This window comes from Streptomyces sp. ISL-98 (genome assembly GCF_018614055.1).
GTDB lineage: Bacteria > Actinomycetota > Actinomycetes > Streptomycetales > Streptomycetaceae > Streptomyces > Streptomyces spiramyceticus.
On record NZ_JAGGPB010000023.1, the window covers coordinates 111,110 to 129,971 of the forward strand.

Sequence of the window (18,862 nt, forward strand, 5' to 3'; positions counted from 1 at the left end):
AGAGCGGGAACGGGAAGGAGGGACGTCGGGGATGAGCACCAAGGACTTCGTCGAGAAGGACTACTACAAGGTTCTCGGCGTCCCGAAGGACGCCACCGAGGCCGAGATCAAGAAGGCGTACCGGAAGCTCGCACGCGAGTTCCACCCGGACGCCAACAAGGGTGACGCCAGGGCCGAAGAGCGCTTCAAGGAGATCTCCGAGGCGAACGACGTCCTCGGCGACACCAAGCGGCGCAAGGAGTACGACGAAGCGCGTGCTCTCTTCGGCAACGGCGCCCTCTTTGACAGGCAGGGTCGGCCCGGTCCCGGTGCGGGCGGCGGCTCCTTCAACTTCGACCTGGGCGACCTCTTCGGAGGCGCCCAGGGCGGGGGAGCCCAGACCGGCGCCGGTGGCTTCGGCGGTGGCCTCGGGGACGTGTTCGGGGGCCTCTTCAACCGGGGCGGCGGCCCGGGCACACGTACGGGAACACAGCCGCGCCGTGGCCAGGACATCGAGTCCGAGGTGACGCTCAGCTTCACCGAGGCGGTCGACGGGGCCACGGTCCCGCTGCGCATGTCCAGCCAGGCACCCTGCAAGGCCTGTTCGGGTACGGGCGACAAGAACGGCACACCTCGCGTGTGCCCGACCTGCGTCGGTACGGGGCAGGTGTCGCGCGGCGGCGGTGGCGGCTTCTCGCTCACCGACCCGTGCGTCGACTGCCGGGGCCGCGGGCTGATCGCCCAGGACCCCTGCGACGTGTGCAAGGGCAGCGGCCGGGCCAAGTCGTCGCGCACCATGCAGGTCCGTATCCCGCCGGGCGTCTCCGACAGCCAGCGGATCCGGCTGCGCGGCAAGGGATCTCCCGGCGAACGGGGCGGCCCTGCGGGCGACCTGTACGTCGTGGTCCACGTGGACGCCCATCCGGTCTTCGGCCGCAAGGGCGACAACCTCACCGTCACTGTGCCCGTCACCTTCGTGGAGGCGGCACTCGGCGGCGAGGTGAAGGTGCCCACCCTCGGCGGGCCCCCCGTCACCCTCAAACTGCCGGCCGGTACGCCCAACGGCCGGACGATGCGCGCCCGCGGCAAGGGCGCGGTCCGCAAGGACGGCACCCGCGGCGACCTTCTGGTCACCGTGGAGGTCGAGGTGCCCAAGGGCCTTGACGCCAAGGCCCGTGAGGCGCTGGAGTCCTACCGTGACGCGACCGCGGGGGAGGACCCGCGAGCGGAGCTGTTCCAGGCCGCGAAGGGAGCATGAGATGGACCCGCGCATGCGACGTAATCCATACCAGCTGACCGACGAGACACCGGTGTACGTCATCTCGGTCGCGGCACAGCTCTCCGGCCTGCACCCGCAGACCCTGCGGCAGTACGACCGCCTCGGCCTGGTCTCCCCCGACCGCACGGCCGGGCGCGGGCGCCGCTACTCGGCCCGCGACATCGAACTGCTCCGACAGGTGCAGCAGTTGTCGCAGGACGAGGGCATCAACCTGGCCGGCATCAAGCGCATCATCGAACTGGAGAACCAGGTCGCGGCGCTGCAGTCACGGGTCGCGGAACTCTCCACGGCGGTGGAGGGTGCGGCGGTCGCGCTCCAGCAGCGCGAGGCGCAGGTGCACGCGTCGTACCGGCGGGACCTTGTCCGGTACGAGGACGTGCAGCAGGCGAGCGCGCTGGTGGTGTGGCGGCCCAAGCGCGACGGCTGAGGGGTCGTAAGGACATACGAAGGGGCCGGGAGGTGTGAACCTCCCGGCCCCTTCGCCGTTTTCGCCGTTTGCCAGGGCCTGCGGTCAGGCCGCGGGCCGCAGTGAGGCCCAGTCCGTGGCGGGAACGGACTCCGTGCCGTCGGCGTGGACGGCCGTCACGCGGTAGAAGTACGTGCTGCCCGCCGGTGCGGCCGTGTCCGTGAAGGCGCGGGCGTCGGCCGGCAGCGGTGAGCCGGTGAGCTCGGTGTACGTACCGGATGCGCGGTCCCAGCGGTGGACCCGGAAGCCGGTGATGTCGCCGCACCCGGTGGTGCACGTCCAGGAGAGCGCCGCTCCCGGGCCCGGGTCGGCCGCGGTGGCGGTCAGGTCGAGCGGGGAGCCGTCCGGGGTCTCGACGGTGAGGGCCAGGTCGGTCTCGGTCGCCGTGACATGGCCGCCCGGGACGGTGTGGTGGTCGAGCTTGTTGCCGTACTTGTCGACCGCGACGACGAAGAAGGCCCAGGTGTCGCCGTCCGGGCGGCCCTGGTACAGGAACTCCGAGGTGTCCGGACCGAGGTACTCGGTGTTGGCCACCATGATCACGGTGTCCTCCCCGTCCTCGATCAGCTCACCGCGGTAGAGCTCGTAGCGCAGCAGGTCGGGCTCGGGGCTGTCGTTCCAGTCCACCTTGATGCCGTACTCGGTGGCGGTCGCGGTGAGTCCGGTGACGGCGGCGGGCGGGATCGAGTCGCCGGGGCGGGTGTATGTCACCTCGTTGGAGGGCGCCGACTGCACGCCGTCCATGTTCACCTGCGTGACGACGTAGTGGTACGTCACGCCGCGCTGCAGGTTGCCGTACTCGGTGCAGCTGGTCGCCGAGTAGTTCCCGCTGCAGGAGGTGATGGGCGTGCCCGAGGTGGAGACGGGCGAGGTGGTGGAGCGGTACACCCGGATGCCCGTGCCGCTGCCGGCGGGCCTGGTCCAGGCGAGCTTCACGCTGTAGTCGCCCACGGGCGTGGCGGTCAGCCCGGTCGGCGCACCCGGCACTCGGTGGTCGCCGCGCGTGATGCCCACGGTCGACATGGCGGACACGTTGCCGTATCCGTCGTGGGCCCTCACCTCGTACACGTAACGGGTGTTGTCCTTGGCCGTGGTGTCGGTCATCGAAGCCGTGGTGGGCGTGCCGATGGCCACCAGGCCGAGGTTGTCCCCCTCGTGCCGCGCCACGCTGTACCGCACGGCGCCGGCGGACGGCGTCCAGCTGAGCGCGATGCCTTTCGCGGTGTCGGTGGCCTTGAGGCCGGCCGGCGCGACGGGGTCGGGCAGGTCGGTGGTGATGACGTACTTGGCGCCGCCCAGCGGCGACTCGTTGCCTGCCTTGTCGACGGCCGAGACGGCGTAGCTGTACAGCTGCCCGTTCGCCAGCGGCACGTCGGTGAAGGACGTGCCGGTCAGCAGGGTGCTGCCGCTGACGGTCTTCCAGTTGCCCTGGCTGTCCGTGGCGCGCTTGACGCGGTAACCGGCGAGGTCCATCTCCTTGTTGCGCGCCCAGGTGACGGTCGGCCGGTAGGTGGAGGTCGAGTACGTGGTCGCCCCTCCGGTCGGGGTGAGGGGCTTGACGGTGTCGACGCTCGCCGAGGTCCTGGGTGCGTACGCGAACTTGACGTTGGCGTAGCCGGTCCAGGCGACGAAGTCGACGCGCAGGGTGTGGCGGCCCTTGGGGATGGTGAGGTTGACGGTCTTGGTCTGGGTGGTGGAGACGTTCTTCCAGACGTCGACCTTGCGGACTCCGTCGACGTACACGCGTATGCCGTCGCGGACTTCGGTGCTGAAGGCGAAGGGGCCGCCGGAGCCGAAGTCGCGGGTGGTGGACCAGCGGACGGTGAAGTTGTCGTTGGGGAGGGTGACTCCGGCGGGGTCGCCGGTGCCGTAGTTCTCGTTGATCGACGTGTCGCAGGCGGTGAGCTTCGGCGTACCGGAGAAGGACGCGTTGGCGTAGTACGTCGCCTTCCACACGCCGTCGGCGCAAGTGACCGCGGCCTGCGCGGCGGTGGTGGGCAGGGCGACGCCGGCGACGGCTGTGCCGAGTACGGCGGCGGTCGCGAAGGCAGCGCGGAGACGCTGAGGCATGGAGTTGGGGATCGCTCTCGGTCCGGTCTGAAGGCACCAGGAGTGTGGGGGGAGCGCCGGGCGTGATCATGCCACGGGCCCGGCGCCCGGGCAACGGAGGTCTGTGGTGCAGTCAGTGATCTTGGTCGAGGATTTCCGACTGCGCGATGAGGAAGCCGAGTTGAGCGCGGCTGCCGCTGCCCAGGGTGGCGGCGAGCTTGGCTATGTGGGCCCGGCAGGTGCGGACGTTCATGCCGAGGCGGCGGGCGATGGCCTCGTCCACGTAACCCTCTACGAGCAGTTTGGCTATCGAGCGCTGTACGCCGGATATGCCGTCGGGGGTGTGGCTGTACGAGACCTGCTCCTGGAGGGGGACCGCGCGCTGCCAGAACTGTTCGAAGACCGCGGCGAGGTAGTCGACCAGGCCCGGGTGACGCAGTTCCAGGGCGACTTGGCGGTCGTCGCGCGCGGGTATGAAGGCGACCGTGCGGTCGAAGATGATCAGGCGGCCGAAGAGCTCTTCGAGCGTACGTATCTCCAGCTTGCCGTCGGCCAGGCGCTCCGCGTAGGCGAGAGTGCCCTGGCTGTGGCGGACGGTGTGCTGGTAAAGCGTGCGAATGCGAACGCCGCGCTCGATCAGCGGCCGGTCGCGTTCCAGTGCTTGCGTCAGCACATTCGCGCTCCGGCCGCCGCCGGGTTGAACCGTGAGCATCTCGCTGTGGCACTCGGCGGTCGCGAGGTTGAGCGCACCGTTGATCCGGTCGAACCCCTCCAGCACGGTGATGGCATGAGTGGGCGCCGGACTCTGGGCGCTGATGGCCATGAACGGCTCGAAAGCATCGGTGAGCTCGACCGAGAGCCGTCTACGCTCCTGGATCTCGCGTTCAAGGGGGTGAAGGCGCTGCGCGAGAACGGCGGACGGCGGAACAGGGCGGAGCCAGTTCGGGTCGTCCGGGTCGGGATGAAGCAGGGCGAACTCCAGGAGGCAGGGGGCAGGTTCCACCTCCGCGCGGGGGATGCGTCCGGTCCCCAATGCACTGGCGTAAAGTCGCGCCCCCTCGTCGCACAATTCAGTCACGGCGTGGGCATGTGTCGGGTTTGAGCTGAATACTGGCAAATCTCCACCCCCCAGGGTCCTGAACGTGCAGGAACATGATGCATCGTTCCTGTGGCACTGACGTGCCTGAATGAGCCATCGTCTTGTGACGCGGGGGAGAGGAATCCATCAAGTGAGGACGAAGCCGACTATGTACAAGAGAATGCTTCGCTCGGTGCTTGCCGGTCTTTTCTCCGCGGCCGTGGCCTTCGGGGCGATGAGTGGCGCCGGCCTTGTTTCGGGCAACGCTCGAGCGGAAACCCCGCCGGACTCCGGCTGGGATGTGATCCAGGCCGGGTCGTTGGACTCGGGCTGGGATGTGGTTCAGGCCGGGTCGTTGGACTCGGGCTGGGACACCGCACCGGCCAAGTCGGACGCATGACCGTTCCACCGGACGACCGTACCTTCAGGCGCGAAATGGCCACCGCCTACCGTTCGGGCTGGCACTTCATCGACCTGGTCACGGCCATTCCCCACCGTGGCGACTCGCTGATGGTCACCCTGTTCGGCGAACCGATCCTGGTCGCGCGCGAAGAGGACGAGGACGTCCGTGCCTATCGGTGCCTCCGCAAGCCCCGGGGGGCTCCACAACCCGTTCGCTGTGCCGTGCGCTACGGCATGGTTTTCGTCAATCTCGACCAGCGCGACCACCAGCTGATCGAGCCAAATGCCAGCACCGCCACCCCCCGCAGCGCCTGACGCGATTCCCCCGTCGTTAAAAATCGCCCAGGCGCTCCCCCACACAGCGGCGCCATCGTGGACCTGAACACGATGGCGCCGTTGTGCTGCGCCCGGCCGGTCCGGCCGGTCTCAGCTGCGCCCAGGTGTTTCACGCCCGGGTGTTTTCATTCGGGAAGCGGTGCGCGGCCCAGTGCCCTCTCCAGGGCGATCTCGATCAGTACGCGGTCCGGGTTCGGGGACGGCATCCGCTCGTACCGCTCCGCGTAGCGGCGTACCGCGTCCGCGATCACGTCCGGCTCTGTACGGACCACCGCGCGCCCTTCGAGCGTCGCCCAGTACCCGCCCTGCACCTGGCAGACGGCGACCTGCGCGCCCAGCTCGCCCGCTGCCTGCACATTGGCGACCTTCGTGCTGTTCTTGTTGGTGATGACGCGGGCGAGCCCGGCCTCCGGGTCGTACGTCACTCCGACCGGCACGACGTGCGGCGAGCCGTTCGGGCGCAGGGTCGTCAGCGTGCAGAGGTGGCGCTCGCGCCAGAAGGCCAGGTACTCCGGGCCGGGGTTGCGTACGTCGATGGGCATGCCTGAAAGCGTAGTCCCGGGGGTCAGTTCGCTATCGCCCCAAGCTTGAGTGGAATAGACTCAACTTTGTGCACGCTGAATGAGTCATAGCTGGTGATTGGCCCACTTAGCAAGGGTTTGCCAGGAGGAGAGAGCGCACGTGGATGCAGAGCTGACCAACAAGAGCCGGGATGCGATCCAGGCGGCGAGCAATCGCGCCGTGCAGGACGGACACGCGGACCTGACCCCCGCGCATCTGCTGCTGGCCCTGCTCGCGGGCGAGGACAACGCGAACATCATCGACCTGCTGGCCGCCGTGGACGCGGACCAGGCGGCCGTACGCGGCGGAGCCGAGCGGCTGCTCGCCGCGCTGCCCAGCGTCACCGGGGCCACCGTCGCCCCGCCCCAGCCCAATCGCGAGCTGCTGGCCGTCATCGCCGACGCCAACCAGCGGGCGAAGGAGCTCGGCGACGACTATCTCTCCACCGAGCACCTGCTCATCGGCATCGCAGCCAAGGGCGGCAAGGCCGGGGACATACTCTCCGCGGAGGGGGCTACTGCCAAGAAGCTCCTCGACATGTTCGAAAAGATCAGGGGAGGGCGCCGGGTGACCACACCCGACCCGGAGGGCCAGTACAAGGCCCTGGAGAAGTTCGGCACCGACTTCACGGCCGCCGCGCGCGAAGGCAAGCTCGACCCGGTCATCGGCCGGGACCAGGAGATCCGCCGCGTCGTACAGGTGCTGTCGCGGCGTACGAAGAACAACCCGGTGCTGATCGGTGAGCCGGGCGTCGGCAAGACGGCCGTCGTCGAAGGGCTCGCCCAGCGCATCATCAAGGGCGATGTGCCCGAGTCGCTCAAGAACAAGCGGCTGGTGGCGCTCGACCTCGGCGCGATGGTCGCCGGGGCGAAGTACCGCGGCGAGTTCGAGGAGCGGCTGAAGACTGTCCTCTCCGAGATCAAGGCGAGCGACGGCCAGATCATCACCTTCATCGACGAGCTGCACACCGTCGTCGGCGCGGGCGCGGGCGGCGACTCCGCCATGGACGCGGGCAACATGCTCAAGCCGATGCTGGCCCGCGGCGAGCTCCGCATGGTCGGTGCGACGACCCTCGACGAGTACCGGGAGCGGATCGAGAAGGACCCGGCCCTGGAGCGCCGCTTCCAGCAGGTGCTGGTCGCCGAGCCGAGTGTCGAGGACACGATCGCCATTCTGCGGGGGCTCAAGGGGCGGTACGAGGCCCACCACAAGGTGCAGATCGCGGACTCCGCGCTGGTCGCGGCCGCCTCGCTCTCCGACCGGTACATCACGTCGCGCTTCCTCCCCGACAAGGCCATCGACCTCGTCGACGAAGCCGCGTCCCGGCTCCGTATGGAGATCGACTCGTCGCCCGTCGAGATCGACGAGCTGCAGCGCGCCGTCGACCGGCTGCGGATGGAGGAGCTCGCGCTCAAGAACGAATCCGACCCGGCGAGCAAGCAGCGGCTGGAGAAGCTCCGCCGCGACCTCGCCGACAAGGAGGAGGAGCTGCGCGGCCTCAACGCCCGCTGGGAGAAGGAGAAGCAGGGCCTCAACCGCGTCGGTGAGCTGAAGGAGAAGCTCGACGAACTGCGCGGCCAGGCCGAGCGCGCCCAGCGAGACGGCGACTTCGACACGGCCTCCAAGCTGCTGTACGGGGAGATCCCCGGCCTGGAGCGGGAGCTGGAGGAGGCCGCGGCCGCCGAGGCGGAGGTCCGTACCGACACCATGGTCAAGGAGGAGGTCGGCCCCGACGACATCGCCGATGTGGTCGGCTCCTGGACCGGCATCCCGGCCGGGCGGCTCCTCGAAGGCGAGACGCAGAAGCTGCTGCGCATGGAGGACGAACTGGGCCGGCGGCTCATCGGGCAGCACGAGGCGGTCCGTGCGGTCTCGGACGCGGTACGCCGCACACGTGCCGGAATCGCGGACCCCGACCGCCCGACGGGCTCGTTCCTCTTCCTCGGCCCGACCGGTGTCGGCAAGACCGAGCTGGCCAAGGCGCTCGCGGACTTCCTCTTCGACGACGAGCGGGCCATGATCCGCATCGACATGAGCGAGTACGGCGAGAAGCACAGCGTGGCGCGGCTGGTGGGCGCTCCCCCCGGCTACGTCGGCTACGAGGAGGGCGGCCAGCTCACGGAGGCGGTGCGCAGGCGCCCGTACAGCGTCGTACTCCTCGACGAGGTCGAGAAGGCGCATCCGGAGGTCTTCGACATCCTGCTCCAGGTCCTCGACGACGGCCGCCTCACCGACGGGCAGGGCCGGACGGTCGACTTCCGCAACACCATCCTCGTCCTGACCTCGAACCTCGGCAGTCAGTTCTTGAGTGGGCACAGCCTCGTCGATCCCCCAAGCTCTTCGAGCAGGGGGTACCCCCAGACCGGCGAGGAAGAGAAGAAGCAGCAGGTCCTGGAGATCGTACGGGCCTCCTTCAAGCCGGAATTCCTCAACCGGCTCGACGACCTGGTCGTCTTCTCGGCCCTGTCGAAGGACGAGCTGGCGCACATCGCCGAGCTCCAGATCGGGCGCCTCGCCAAGCGGCTCGCCGACCGCCGCCTCACCCTCGACATCACCCCGGCCGCGCTGGCCTGGCTGGCGGACAAGGGCATGGACCCGGCGTACGGCGCACGGCCCCTGCGCCGCCTCATCCAGACGGCGATCGGGGACCGGCTCGCGAAGGAGATCCTCGCGGGCGAGGTCACGGACGGCGACACGGTGCGGGTGGATGTTGCGGGGGACGGCCTGATCGTGGGCCCGGCGCCGGTCAAGACGCTGTGAGGCGCTGCGAAGCGCTGCAAGGCGGACTCGGGGCCCGGCGGATTCGGGGCGGAGGGTTGCCGGACGGCAATCGGGGCTAGGGTCGATAGAAGTAACGGCATGCCATCCTCAGGAGTACCCAGCGATGTCTATTGACCCCTCCTCGATTCCGAACTTCGGGGGCCAGCCCGAACCGCAGCCGGAAGGGCCGACGGGCCCCGTCGTCCCCGACCAGGACCTCGTCAAGCAGCTGCTCGAGCAGATGGAGCTGAAGTACGTCGTCGACGACGAGGGCGACCTCGCCGCGCCGTGGGAGGAATTCCGTACGTACTTCATGTTCCGCGGCGAGGACGACCAGCAGGTCTTCTCCGTCCGTACCTTCTACGACCGTCCGCATCAGATCGAGGAGAAGATCCAGCTCCTTGAGCTGATCGACGACTGGAACCGCCGCACGCTGTGGCCCAAGGTCTACAGCCACACCCACGACGACGGCACCGTCCGCCTCATCGGTGAGGCGCAGATGCTGATCGGCACCGGCGTCAGCCTTGAGCACTTCGTGTCGTCGACGGTCAGCTGGGTGCGGGCCTCGATCGAGTTCGACAAGTGGCTCGTCGAGCAGCTCGGCCTGGAGAAGGACGTCGACTCCGCAGACGGAGACGGCGACAGCGACGGCGACGCCTGAACGGGAGGTCCTGCAAAGGGCGGTCCTACAAAGGCACCGGGGCGATCGTCACCAGATACGTCCCGTAGCTCAGCGAAAGCCCGGCCAGGGCGGCGGTCACCACGACCGCGGCTCGGGGCCGGGCTTTTGCCATGGCGCCCGCGAGGGGGATCAGCAGGGGGAAGGCGGGCAGCAGGAAGCGGGCCTTGGACTCGAAGAAGCCGGAGCCGCCGACCGTGATCAGCACCAGTACGGCCGTGTAGACGAGCAGCGGCAGCGGCGGGCGGTCCAGCAGGAACAGCGCGAACAGCACCAGCGCCGCCGCGACGATCACCAGCACCATCGCGAACGACAGGCGCTCGGGGGCGAGCAGCAGGCGGCGTACGAAGCGCAGTGACCCGGCGCCGAAGTCGAAGCGCGAGGTCCAGCCGGCCTGTACCGCGAAATACCCGCCCAGCGGGTCGCCCCGCCCTGCCCCCACCCACAGCACGAAGCCGCACCAGCCGAGCGGTGCGACGGCGGCGCCGGTCCAGATCTGCCAGGGCATACGGCCGCGGCGCTTCCACAGTTCGTACGCCGCTGCCGCGCCCACCGCCGCCGCGACGGCGATGCCGTTGGGCCTGGCCAGACCGGCCAGCGCGGCCAGGGTTCCGGCCCAGAGCCAGCGGCCGCTGAGCACGGCGTACAGCGACCAGGCGGCGAAGGCGGCGAGCACCGGCTCCGTGTACGCCATGGTCAGCACGACCGAGTGCGGGAGCAGGGCCCAGAGCAGGACCAGCAGAGTGCCGGTGGGGCGGCCGTACAGGCGCTCGCCGATCAGGTAGATGCCGCAGGCGGCTGCGGCTGCCGCGGCCCAGGCGATCAGGAGCCCGGCGGCGCCCGATGAGAGCGGGACGGGGACGAGGGTGGTGAGCGTCCGGATCAGTGCCGGGTAGAGCGGGAAGAAGGCCAGGTCGCTCTGGACGACGGCGCCGTCGGCGAAGGTGAGGGTGCGGTGGCCGTAGCCGTGGGCGGCGATTCCCGTGTACCACCGCGAGTCCCAGATGTCGCCGAGCCGCGTGAGCGGGTTCTTGCCGACGTGCCAGGAGGTGAGGGCAACCGCGAGGAGCCCGGCCAGCCGGACGGCGGCGAAGAGCGCGAGCGCGGGGATGGCGCGGCGCAGGGCGGTGCGGATTGTGGGGACGCCCGCGGAGGTACGGGGGGCGGGCCGGACGGCGGCTCTCTCGGCGGTGTCGGCGGACACGGTGTACCTCCGGGCGCGCGGGTTGTACAACCCGACGATGGGCGGAGGCGGGAGGGGGCGCGAGCGGGGGGCGGCCGAGTGGGCGTACGGGACGCCGGGGCGTGCGTTGCGGGGCTGTTTCGCAGGCAACCCGCAGCGCACGCCGCATCCGGCCTACCCCGCCAGCCCCTTCAAGCGGCCGACCGCGTCCCGGAGGACGTCGAAGCCCTTGCAGAATGCGAATCGCACGAAGGGCGAGCCTTCCCCCCGATGGTCGTAGAAGACCGCATTGGGAATCGCGACCACCCCGCACCGCTCCGGCAGCGAGCGGCAGAAGGCGAAGCCGTCGTCCTCCCCGAAGGGCCGGATATCGGTCGTGACGAAGTACGTACCGGCAGGCCGGTAAACCTTGAAGCCCGCGTCCGCAAGCCCCGCCGACAGCAAGTCGCGCTTGGCCCGCAGATCGTCGCGCAGCGCGGTGAAGTACGTCTCGGGCAGGCGCAGGGCCTCCGCCACCGCGTACTGGAAAGGCCCCGCGGACACGTACGTCAGGTACTGCTTCGCCGACCGGACCGCCGCCAGCAGCGCCGGGGCTGCGGTGATCCAGCCGACCTTCCAGCCCGTGAACGAAAACGTCTTGCCCGCCGACGAGATCGTGACCGTACGCTCGCGCATCCCGGGGAATGAGGCGAGCGGGATGTGCTCGCCCTCGAAGACCAGGTGCTCGTAGACCTCGTCCGTGACGACGATCAGGTCGCGCTCGACGGCGAGCCCGGCGACGGCCGCGAGCTCCTCGCGGGTGAGGACGGTGCCGGTGGGGTTGTGCGGAGTGTTGAGGAGGATGAGGCGAGTGCGGGGCGTCACGGCGGCCCGGAGCTCGTCCAGATCGAGACGGTACGAACCGTCGTGCGGGCGGAGGGTGACCGGGACGCGCGTGCCGCCCGCCATCGCGATGCACGCGGCGTACGAGTCGTAGTACGGCTCCAGCGCGATGACCTCGTCGCCCGGCTCCAGCAGGGCGAGCAGGGACGCGGCGATCGCCTCGGTCGCGCCGGCGGTGACGAGGACCTCGGTGTCGGGATCGTACGTCAGGCCGTAGCGCAGTCGCTGATGGTCCGCGACGGCGGTGCGCAGTTCGGGGATGCCGGGGCCCGGCGGGTACTGGTTGCCGCGGCCTTCGCGCAGCGCGCGGACCGCCGCCTCCCTGACCTCCTCGGGGCCGTCGGTGTCGGGGAAGCCCTGGCCCAGGTTGATCGAGCCCGTCGTCAGGGCCAGTGCCGACATCTCGGCGAAGATCGTCGTACCGAATTCGGCGAGTCGGCGGTTGAGCAGCGGTCGTTCGTTCGGCCTCGTCATGGCGGCCATCCTGGGCCGAACCTCTGGAGTTGCTCAAGTCTGCTTTCGCGGAGGTTGGCCGAGGGCATCCCCCTGTCACGCAAGAAGCAAGAAGCGAGTGCCTCGCTTCGGGGGATCGGAAAGTCGGTGAGGGGCATGGAGTTCGGGTTGTTCGTACTGGTCGTTGTGGCGGTGGTGGTCGTGGCGCTTACCAGGGTCACGGGACGGCGCGGCGGACGGAATCGGTCCGGCCGTTACAGCGGCGGCGGCAGCAGCTGGTGGGCGGGCGGCAGCGGCAGCGGTGGTTCATCGTGCGGCAGCAGCGGTGGCTCCTCCTGCGGGGGCAGCTCGTCCTGCGGCGGCGGCGGTGGCGGCGGCGGATGTGGTGGCGGAGGCAGCTGACACGGGGCAGCTGGTCCGCGTACCACCCTTCGCATCAGTCATGCACCACATCAGGCGCCCGGCGGGTAACTCCCGCCGGGCGCCCTTTTGTTGAACAGTTGAACTGCTTGGCCCCCGAGGGGGTGGAAACCCCTTCAAGTTGGGTAAAAATGCTATGAGCGGCGCGCGCTTCGTGATTCCCTCGCTGTGCAGAACGTCAGTCCTCGGACCTCATGTGGACCCGAGCGGGCGGTCCCCCGAATCCCCTGATCACACTTCCCGGGTGACCCCGGTCCACCCTTCCAAACGCCTGTTTGCGGAGCCCACACATGCTCACGACACTCAAGACCGCCTATACCGACACGCGTGCCGCCGATCTGGCGTGGGCGCTGGGTCGGGAGCCGCTGCCCGCCCTTGCTGTACTCGATCTCCAACTCGGCTGTGCCACACTCCAGTTGAGACTCCTCGGCGCGTCCCATCAAGTGCTCCTGGACGAGGCCGGAAATGCCTGCTCCGAGACCGTCGCCTGCATGCCGGGCAGCAGTACGCCGCTGCCGCTCGGGGTGGCAAAGAGATTCGGGGAGTGGGAGTACGAATTCGCGGCGCGCGTCGAGACGCTCTCGCAGGGCCAGTTCGCGGGGCGCGCGCAGGAACTCCTCGCGCTGGTCGCCGACCACCCCAACGGCCTCGCGGGCACGTTCCCCGGCAGTCCGCACGCGTTCACCGCGATGCTCGCGCAGCGGCACGAGGGGCAGGTGCGGTGGCGTACATGGCATGCGTATCCCCAGGAGGGGCGGCTGGTGGTGACGCGGTCACGAGTCGGCGCGCGTATGCCTGTCGCGCTGTAGTTGCACCCTTGTGGGTGACGGGCAGTGAGACAATTGTGACGTAGCGTTCGCATGGTGATCGAAATGCCAGTGCTGCAGACGAAGCCGGTAGCCGCGGCGCCCCTGCCTGTGCGGCCGCGGACCGGCCGATTCCTGGTGCTGGGCGTGGTGTTCGTCTGCGCCGCGTGCGGACTCGTGTACGAACTCGAACTGGTCGCTCTCGCCTCCTACTTGATCGGCGACTCCGTCACCCAGGCGTCCGTCGTGCTTTCGGTGATGGTCTTCGCCATGGGGATCGGCTCGCTGCTCGCGAAGCGGCTGCGCTGCCATGCCGCGTTCGGATTCGGGCTGGTCGAGGCGGCGTTGGCGCTGGTCGGCGGGTGTTCGGCGCTGGTGCTCTATGCGACCTTCGCGTGGGTCGGCGGGGCGCGGTATGTGCTTGTCGCCTTCTCGCTGACGATCGGTGTCCTCATCGGCGCCGAGATTCCGCTGCTGATGACGCTGATCCAGCGGATGGCCAGGCGCGGCGAGAGCGGGGACGCGAGCGGTGATGTGGCGGATCTGTTCGCCGCCGATTACGTCGGGGCGCTGGTCGGGGGGCTTGCATTCCCGTTCCTTCTGCTGCCGCTGGCCGGGCAGTTGACCGGTGCGCTGGTGACCGGAGCGGTCAATGCCGTGGCGGGCGGGGCGCTGGTTCTGCTGCTGTTCCGGCGGGACTTGACGCCGCGGTCGCGCTGGCTGCTGGTCGTCGCGAATGCCGTCGTTCTCGCGCTGCTGGCCACCGCGACCGTCCTCGTCGACGACTTCGAGCGGGCGGCGCGGCGTTCGGTGTACGGGGCGCAGGTGCGCATCGCCGTACAGACCGACGTGCAGGAGGTCGTCGTCACCGGGAGTCCGCGCGGGCCGCTCGGTCTCTTCCTCGACGGGCGGCTGCGGATCAGCGGCCGCGACGAGTACCGGTACCACGAGGCGCTCGTGCACCCCGTGATGCGCGGGCGTCACGCGCGGGTGCTGATCCTGGGCGGCGGTGACGGGCTCGCGGCGCGCGAGGTCCTGCGCTACCCGGACGTCGAGTCGCTGACCATGATCGAACTCGACCCGGGCGTCGTGCGGCTGGCCCGCACCGACCCCGCCCTGTCCGCGCTGAACGAGCACGCCCACCGGGATCCGAGGCTGCGGGTCACCAACTGCGACGCGTTCACCTGGCTGCGGGAGAAGGGGCCGGGGGAGGCGCCGTACGACGTGGTGATCTCGGATCTGCCCGATCCCGGCATTACGCCGAGCACGAAGCTCTACTCCCAGGAGTTCTACGGGCTCGCGTCGCGTGTCATGGCGGGCGGCGGGCGGCTGGTCGTCCACGCGGGGCCGCTCGCGACGCGGCCGCGCGTCTACTGGACGGTGGATGCGACGCTGCGGGCGGCCGGCCTGCGGACCCGCCCGTACCGTGCGGCCGGCCGCCTCTCCGGTTTCACCGCGGGCCCCGACCGGGCGTCGGGCGCGGCGGCGGCCCCGGACGACTGGGGTTTCGTACTCGCTGCGAGAGGTACGTCCCCTGAGCTCGCCCTCGCGGCGGATGCGCCCCGGCTGCGGTCGCTGACGCCGGAGGCGCTCCGGGCGGGGGAGCGGTCGGCGGAGGGGGCGCGGGTGCAGGGGGTGCCGGCTTCGACACTGGTGCACCCGCGGTACACGAGCTGAGCGGTGCATGGGCTGAGCGGTACGCGGCTGCGCGGGCGCACGGGCTGGGTGGTGCACGGGCTGTGCGGTACGCGGTCCGAGCGGTACGCGGGGCTGTGCGGCGCGTGCGGATTCCGCGCAGAGGCGGGTGCGGGTGGGTGTGCGTGAGTAGGCTCGGGCCCATGGAGCATGAGGTGTTCGTTCCGGTTCCGGCAGAGGCCCTGCGACAGACGCTGGGGGACCCCGCCCGCGTCGCTCGCTGCGTCCCGGGGCTCCAGCAGGACGCCGACACGGCGTCCGGGCCGCTCTCGGGGCGCCTGAAACTCCGCGTCGGCGGCCACACGATCACGTACCGGGGAACCCTGCGCGTCACCGCCCGGCCCGACGGCCGCTTCGATGTCGAAGGCGAGGGCACGGAAGCGCGCGGCACGGGTGCGGTGAAGCTGGCGCTGACGGTGGGGTTGGCCGAGGGCGATGACGGTGGTGGTGGCGGTAGGGGTACGACCGTGACGTACGCCGGGACGGCCAGTGGCGAGGGCCGCATCGCGGAGCAGGATGCGGAAACGACGCTGGCTGCGGCGCATCGGCTGCTGGACCGGTTTACCGCGAGGCTGGTGGACGAGGCGGGGCGGGAGGCGGTGGCGGAGGCCGATGCCGACGCCGCGGCCGAGGCGGAGTCGGAGGGTGGCCCGGAGGAGGCTGCCCCCGCTTCCCCCGCGGAACCGCGTGAGTCCGTGTTCGACACCGAGGTGCCGCCGCCGGGGCTCGACGCGATGGCGGACGTACCGGGAGTGCCTGCCCCCAGCGAGCCGCCCGCCGAGGCGGCTCATGCGCGGCGCACGATGATCGGGCGCAGCGCGGAAGAGGTCGACCACGCGCCACCGCGCGGGCGTTACGCCCCGGTGCCGGCGCCCCAGGCGACGTCGACCAGCGCCACCCTCCGCTGGATCGCACCGGCGGCGGCGATTGCGCTGGCGTCGGCGGTGGTGGTGGGCCGGGTGCTGCGGCGGAGGCGGTAGCGGGCGGTGCGGGTGCGGGGCGGCGGTGCGGGTCGCCTGCGGCGCAGTTCCCCTCCCGGCCCCTTCCCGGCTGTGACACTTTGCGGCTGCCGCCGCGTGAGGTGCTCCCCCCCCAGACCCCGCTCGCGGGGAGCGGAACCAGCGCCGCAGGCAACCGCACCACGCGCCCCCTCCCCCAGCCCATAGGGTCGGAGTGTGAGCATCCAACAGACGCGACTGACGGCGGGCGACACCGAACTGACCATTGACCAGGACAACGGCTGCCGCATCACCGGCCTCCGTATCGGCGGCACCGAGCTGCTGCGGCAGGGCGACCGGTACGGCTGCTTCCCCATGGTGCCGTGGTGCGGCCGCACCGAGCACGGGCAGTTCCGCAACGGTGCGACCCTGCACCAACTGCCGCTCAACTCGCCGCCCCACGCCATCCACGGCACCGGCCGCGACACCGCCTGGCGCACCGCCCGCGCCGAGAAGAGCGAGGCCGCGTTCACGTACGACCTCGCCGACCCGTGGCCGTACCCGGGCCGGGTCACCCAGACCTTCGAGCTGGCCGAGGACTCGCTCACCCTGGCCATGGGGATCGAGACGTACGGCGACTCCTTCCCGGCGCAGGCCGGCTGGCACCCCTGGTTCCGGCGGAACCTCGGCGGCGAGGACGTCCAGGTGGACTTCACCCCCGCCTGGCAGGAGGAGCGCGGCGACGACCACATCCCGACCGGGCGGCGTATCGACCCCGCGCCCGGCCCGTGGGACGACTGCTTCGGGATGCCGTACGGCGTGGACGTCACACTCACCTGGCCGGGGCAGCTGGAGCTGAAGGTGGCCAGCCGCGCCGAGTGGGTCGTCATGTACGACGAGCAGCCCGAGGCCGTGTGCGTGGAGCCGCAGTCCGGGCCGCCGAACGGTCTGAATACGACCCCGCAGTTCGTCACACCGATCGAACCGCTGGAGATCGCGACCACCTGGACCTGGCGGCGGCTCTAGTGCGACGGCTTTAAGCTCATGGGCATGACTGACGTACGTGGTGAGCTGCTCCAGCAGATCAAGGACAAGGCCGTGGTGCACGGCAAGGTGACCCTGTCATCCGGCATCGAGGCCGACTACTACATCGACCTGCGCCGGATCACGCTGGACGGCGAGGCCGCACCGCTGGTCGGCCAGGTGATGCTGGATCTGACCGCGGACCTCGACTTCGACTGCGTCGGCGGCCTCACGCTGGGCGCCGACCCGGTCGCGACGTCGATGCTGCACGCCTCCGCCGCGCGCGGCGGACGCCTGGACGCCTTCGTCGTACGCAAGGCGCAGAAGGCGCACGGCATGCAGCGCCGCATCGAGGGCGCCGACGTCAAGGGCCGCCGCTGTCTCGTCGTCGAGGACACCTCGACCACGGGCGGCTCCCCGCTGACCGCCGTCGAGGCGGTCCGCGAGGCCGGTGGCGAGGTCGTCGCGGTGGCGACGATCGTCGACCGCGGAGCGGCCGGAGCCATCGCGGAGGCCGGGCTTCCGTACCTCACGGGCTACCAGCTGGCGGATCTTGACCTCGGCTGACCGGGCTTACCAGGACTGACCTGGGGTTTTGTGAGGGGCGGGCTGTTTCACGTGAAACAGCCCGCCCCTCACTCATGTCCGTGCGGTACACCGCGGTGGAGTCCTGGCGAGAGTCTGGAAAGATGGGGGCGACGATGACGTCGCCCCCAGGTCAGGGCCCAGCACCACTACCCGCACATCACAAGGAGCGGACAGATGCCCATCGCAACCCCCGAGGTCTACAACGAGATGCTCGACCGGGCGAAGGCAGGCAAGTTCGCCTACCCGGCCATCAACGTGACCTCGACCCAGACCTTGCACGCGGCGCTGCGCGGATTCGCGGAGGCCGAGAGCGACGGCATCATCCAGATTTCCACCGGCGGCGCCGAGTTCCTGGGCGGTCAGTACTCCAAGGACATGGTGACCGGCGCCGTCGCGCTGGCCGAGTTCGCGCACATCGTTGCCGAGAAGTACCCGGTGACCATCGCGCTGCACACGGACCACTGCCCCAAGGACAAGCTGGACACGTACGTACGTCCGCTGATCGACATCTCCGCCGAGCGCGTCGCCAAGGGCCAGAACCCGCTCTTCCAGTCCCACATGTGGGACGGCTCCGCCGAGACCCTCGCCGACAACCTGGCCATCGGCCAGGAGCTGCTCGCGAAGGCCGCCGCCGCGAAGATCATCCTTGAGGTCGAGATCACCCCGACCGGCGGCGAAGAGGACGGCGTCAGCCACGAGATCAACGACGAGCTCTACACGACCGTCGACGACGCGCTCCGCACCGCCGAGGCGCTCGGCCTGGGTGAGAAGGGCCGCTACCTGCTGGCCGCCTCGTTCGGCAACGTGCACGGCGTCTACAAGCCCGGCAACGTCGTGCTCCGCCCCGAGCTGCTCAAGGACCTCCAGGCGGGCGTCGCCGAGAAGTACGGCAAGGCGTCTCCGTTCGACTTCGTCTTCCACGGCGGCTCCGGCTCCACGGCCGAGGAGATCGCCACCGCGCTGGAGAACGGCGTCGTGAAGATGAACCTCGACACCGACACCCAGTACGCCTTCACCCGCCCGGTCGCGGACCACATGTTCCGCAACTACGACGGCGTCCTGAAGGTCGACGGCGAGGTCGGCTCGAAGAAGACGTACGACCCGCGTACGTGGGGCAAGCTCGCCGAGGCGTCGATGGCCAAGCGCGTCACCGAGGCATGCGCGAACCTGCGCTCCACGGGTACGAAGCTGAAGTAGCTGGTGTAACCGCCGATGCGGCGTGCTCGTCGGGCCCGGTACCTCTCAGGAGGTGCCGGGCCCGAGGGCTGTTCTGCTGCGCGCGGCG

At 70.0% G+C, this 18,862-nt stretch carries 16 protein-coding genes; 11 read left to right on the forward strand and 5 right to left on the reverse strand.

What is annotated here, in order from left to right; translation table 11 throughout:
* Positions 1–31 precede the first annotated feature (31 nt).
* Entirely contained in the window at positions 32–1,237 is a 1,206-nt protein-coding gene (gene dnaJ, locus J7I98_RS16900; RefSeq protein ID WP_214921536.1) for a molecular chaperone DnaJ, read from the forward strand.
* 1 nt (position 1,238) lies between these two features.
* The gene (locus J7I98_RS16905; protein WP_214921537.1) at positions 1,239–1,685 is read left to right on the forward strand and encodes a heat shock protein transcriptional repressor HspR; all 447 of its coding nucleotides are present in this window, start codon (positions 1,239–1,241) and stop codon (positions 1,683–1,685) included.
* An 84-nt stretch (positions 1,686–1,769) separates the two neighbouring features.
* Here J7I98_RS16905 and J7I98_RS16910 read toward each other — a convergent pair whose 3' ends face one another.
* Positions 1,770–3,794, reverse strand: coding sequence for a fibronectin type III domain-containing protein (locus J7I98_RS16910; protein ID WP_214921538.1), 2,025 nt, complete (start codon positions 3,792–3,794; stop codon positions 1,770–1,772).
* Between the two features lie 112 nt (positions 3,795–3,906).
* Positions 3,907–4,890, reverse strand: a complete 984-nt coding sequence (locus tag J7I98_RS16915) for a helix-turn-helix transcriptional regulator (protein ID WP_214921539.1) — start codon at positions 4,888–4,890, stop codon at positions 3,907–3,909.
* Positions 4,891–5,247: 357 nt separating this feature from the next.
* On the opposite strand from J7I98_RS16915, the gene J7I98_RS16920 reads away from it, so the two are divergent.
* Positions 5,248–5,568: a (2Fe-2S)-binding protein gene (locus J7I98_RS16920; protein ID WP_214921540.1), complete on the forward strand. Its 321-nt coding sequence runs from the start codon at positions 5,248–5,250 to the stop codon at positions 5,566–5,568.
* Positions 5,569–5,714: 146 nt separating this feature from the next.
* Here J7I98_RS16920 and J7I98_RS16925 read toward each other — a convergent pair whose 3' ends face one another.
* A complete protein-coding gene (locus J7I98_RS16925; RefSeq protein ID WP_214921541.1) occupies positions 5,715–6,131 on the reverse strand; it encodes a pyridoxamine 5'-phosphate oxidase family protein in 417 nt (138 codons plus the stop codon).
* Positions 6,132–6,270: 139 nt separating this feature from the next.
* On the opposite strand from J7I98_RS16925, the gene clpB reads away from it, so the two are divergent.
* Together clpB and J7I98_RS16935 are read left to right on the forward strand one after the other, a co-directional pair.
* On the forward strand, positions 6,271–8,910 hold the full coding sequence (gene clpB / locus J7I98_RS16930; RefSeq protein ID WP_214921542.1) for an ATP-dependent chaperone ClpB: 2,640 nt from the start codon (positions 6,271–6,273) through the stop codon (positions 8,908–8,910).
* Positions 8,911–9,034: 124 nt separating this feature from the next.
* Positions 9,035–9,571, forward strand: coding sequence for a YbjN domain-containing protein (locus tag J7I98_RS16935; protein ID WP_214921543.1), 537 nt, complete (start codon positions 9,035–9,037; stop codon positions 9,569–9,571).
* Positions 9,572–9,596: 25 nt separating this feature from the next.
* On the opposite strand, the gene J7I98_RS16940 is transcribed toward J7I98_RS16935, so the two are convergent.
* Both J7I98_RS16940 and J7I98_RS16945 read right to left on the reverse strand, forming a co-directional pair.
* Entirely contained in the window at positions 9,597–10,793 is a 1,197-nt protein-coding gene (locus tag J7I98_RS16940; protein WP_214921544.1) for a hypothetical protein, read from the reverse strand.
* 153 nt (positions 10,794–10,946) lie between these two features.
* Positions 10,947–12,137, reverse strand: coding sequence for a pyridoxal phosphate-dependent aminotransferase (locus J7I98_RS16945; protein ID WP_214921545.1), 1,191 nt, complete (start codon positions 12,135–12,137; stop codon positions 10,947–10,949).
* Positions 12,138–12,817: 680 nt separating this feature from the next.
* On the opposite strand from J7I98_RS16945, the gene J7I98_RS16950 reads away from it, so the two are divergent.
* The 6 genes from J7I98_RS16950 to fbaA all read left to right on the forward strand — a co-directional run bounded on the left by J7I98_RS16950 (position 12,818) and on the right by fbaA (position 18,774).
* Positions 12,818–13,336 carry a DUF2617 family protein gene (locus J7I98_RS16950; protein WP_214921546.1) on the forward strand — a complete coding sequence of 173 codons (519 nt, stop codon included), beginning with the start codon at positions 12,818–12,820 and terminating at the stop codon, positions 13,334–13,336.
* A 63-nt stretch (positions 13,337–13,399) separates the two neighbouring features.
* Positions 13,400–15,010, forward strand: a complete 1,611-nt coding sequence (locus J7I98_RS16955; protein ID WP_214921547.1) for a polyamine aminopropyltransferase — start codon at positions 13,400–13,402, stop codon at positions 15,008–15,010.
* Between the two features lie 161 nt (positions 15,011–15,171).
* Entirely contained in the window at positions 15,172–16,008 is an 837-nt protein-coding gene (locus J7I98_RS16960) for an SRPBCC domain-containing protein (protein ID WP_214921548.1), read from the forward strand.
* A 201-nt stretch (positions 16,009–16,209) separates the two neighbouring features.
* Entirely contained in the window at positions 16,210–16,992 is a 783-nt protein-coding gene (locus tag J7I98_RS16965) for an aldose 1-epimerase (RefSeq protein WP_214921586.1), read from the forward strand.
* Between the two features lie 24 nt (positions 16,993–17,016).
* Positions 17,017–17,556, forward strand: a complete 540-nt coding sequence (gene pyrE, locus J7I98_RS16970) for an orotate phosphoribosyltransferase (protein WP_214921549.1) — start codon at positions 17,017–17,019, stop codon at positions 17,554–17,556.
* A gap of 195 nt (positions 17,557–17,751) precedes the next feature.
* Positions 17,752–18,774: a class II fructose-bisphosphate aldolase gene (gene fbaA / locus J7I98_RS16975; RefSeq protein ID WP_214921550.1), complete on the forward strand. Its 1,023-nt coding sequence runs from the start codon at positions 17,752–17,754 to the stop codon at positions 18,772–18,774.
* The last annotated feature ends 88 nt before the right edge of the window (positions 18,775–18,862 follow it).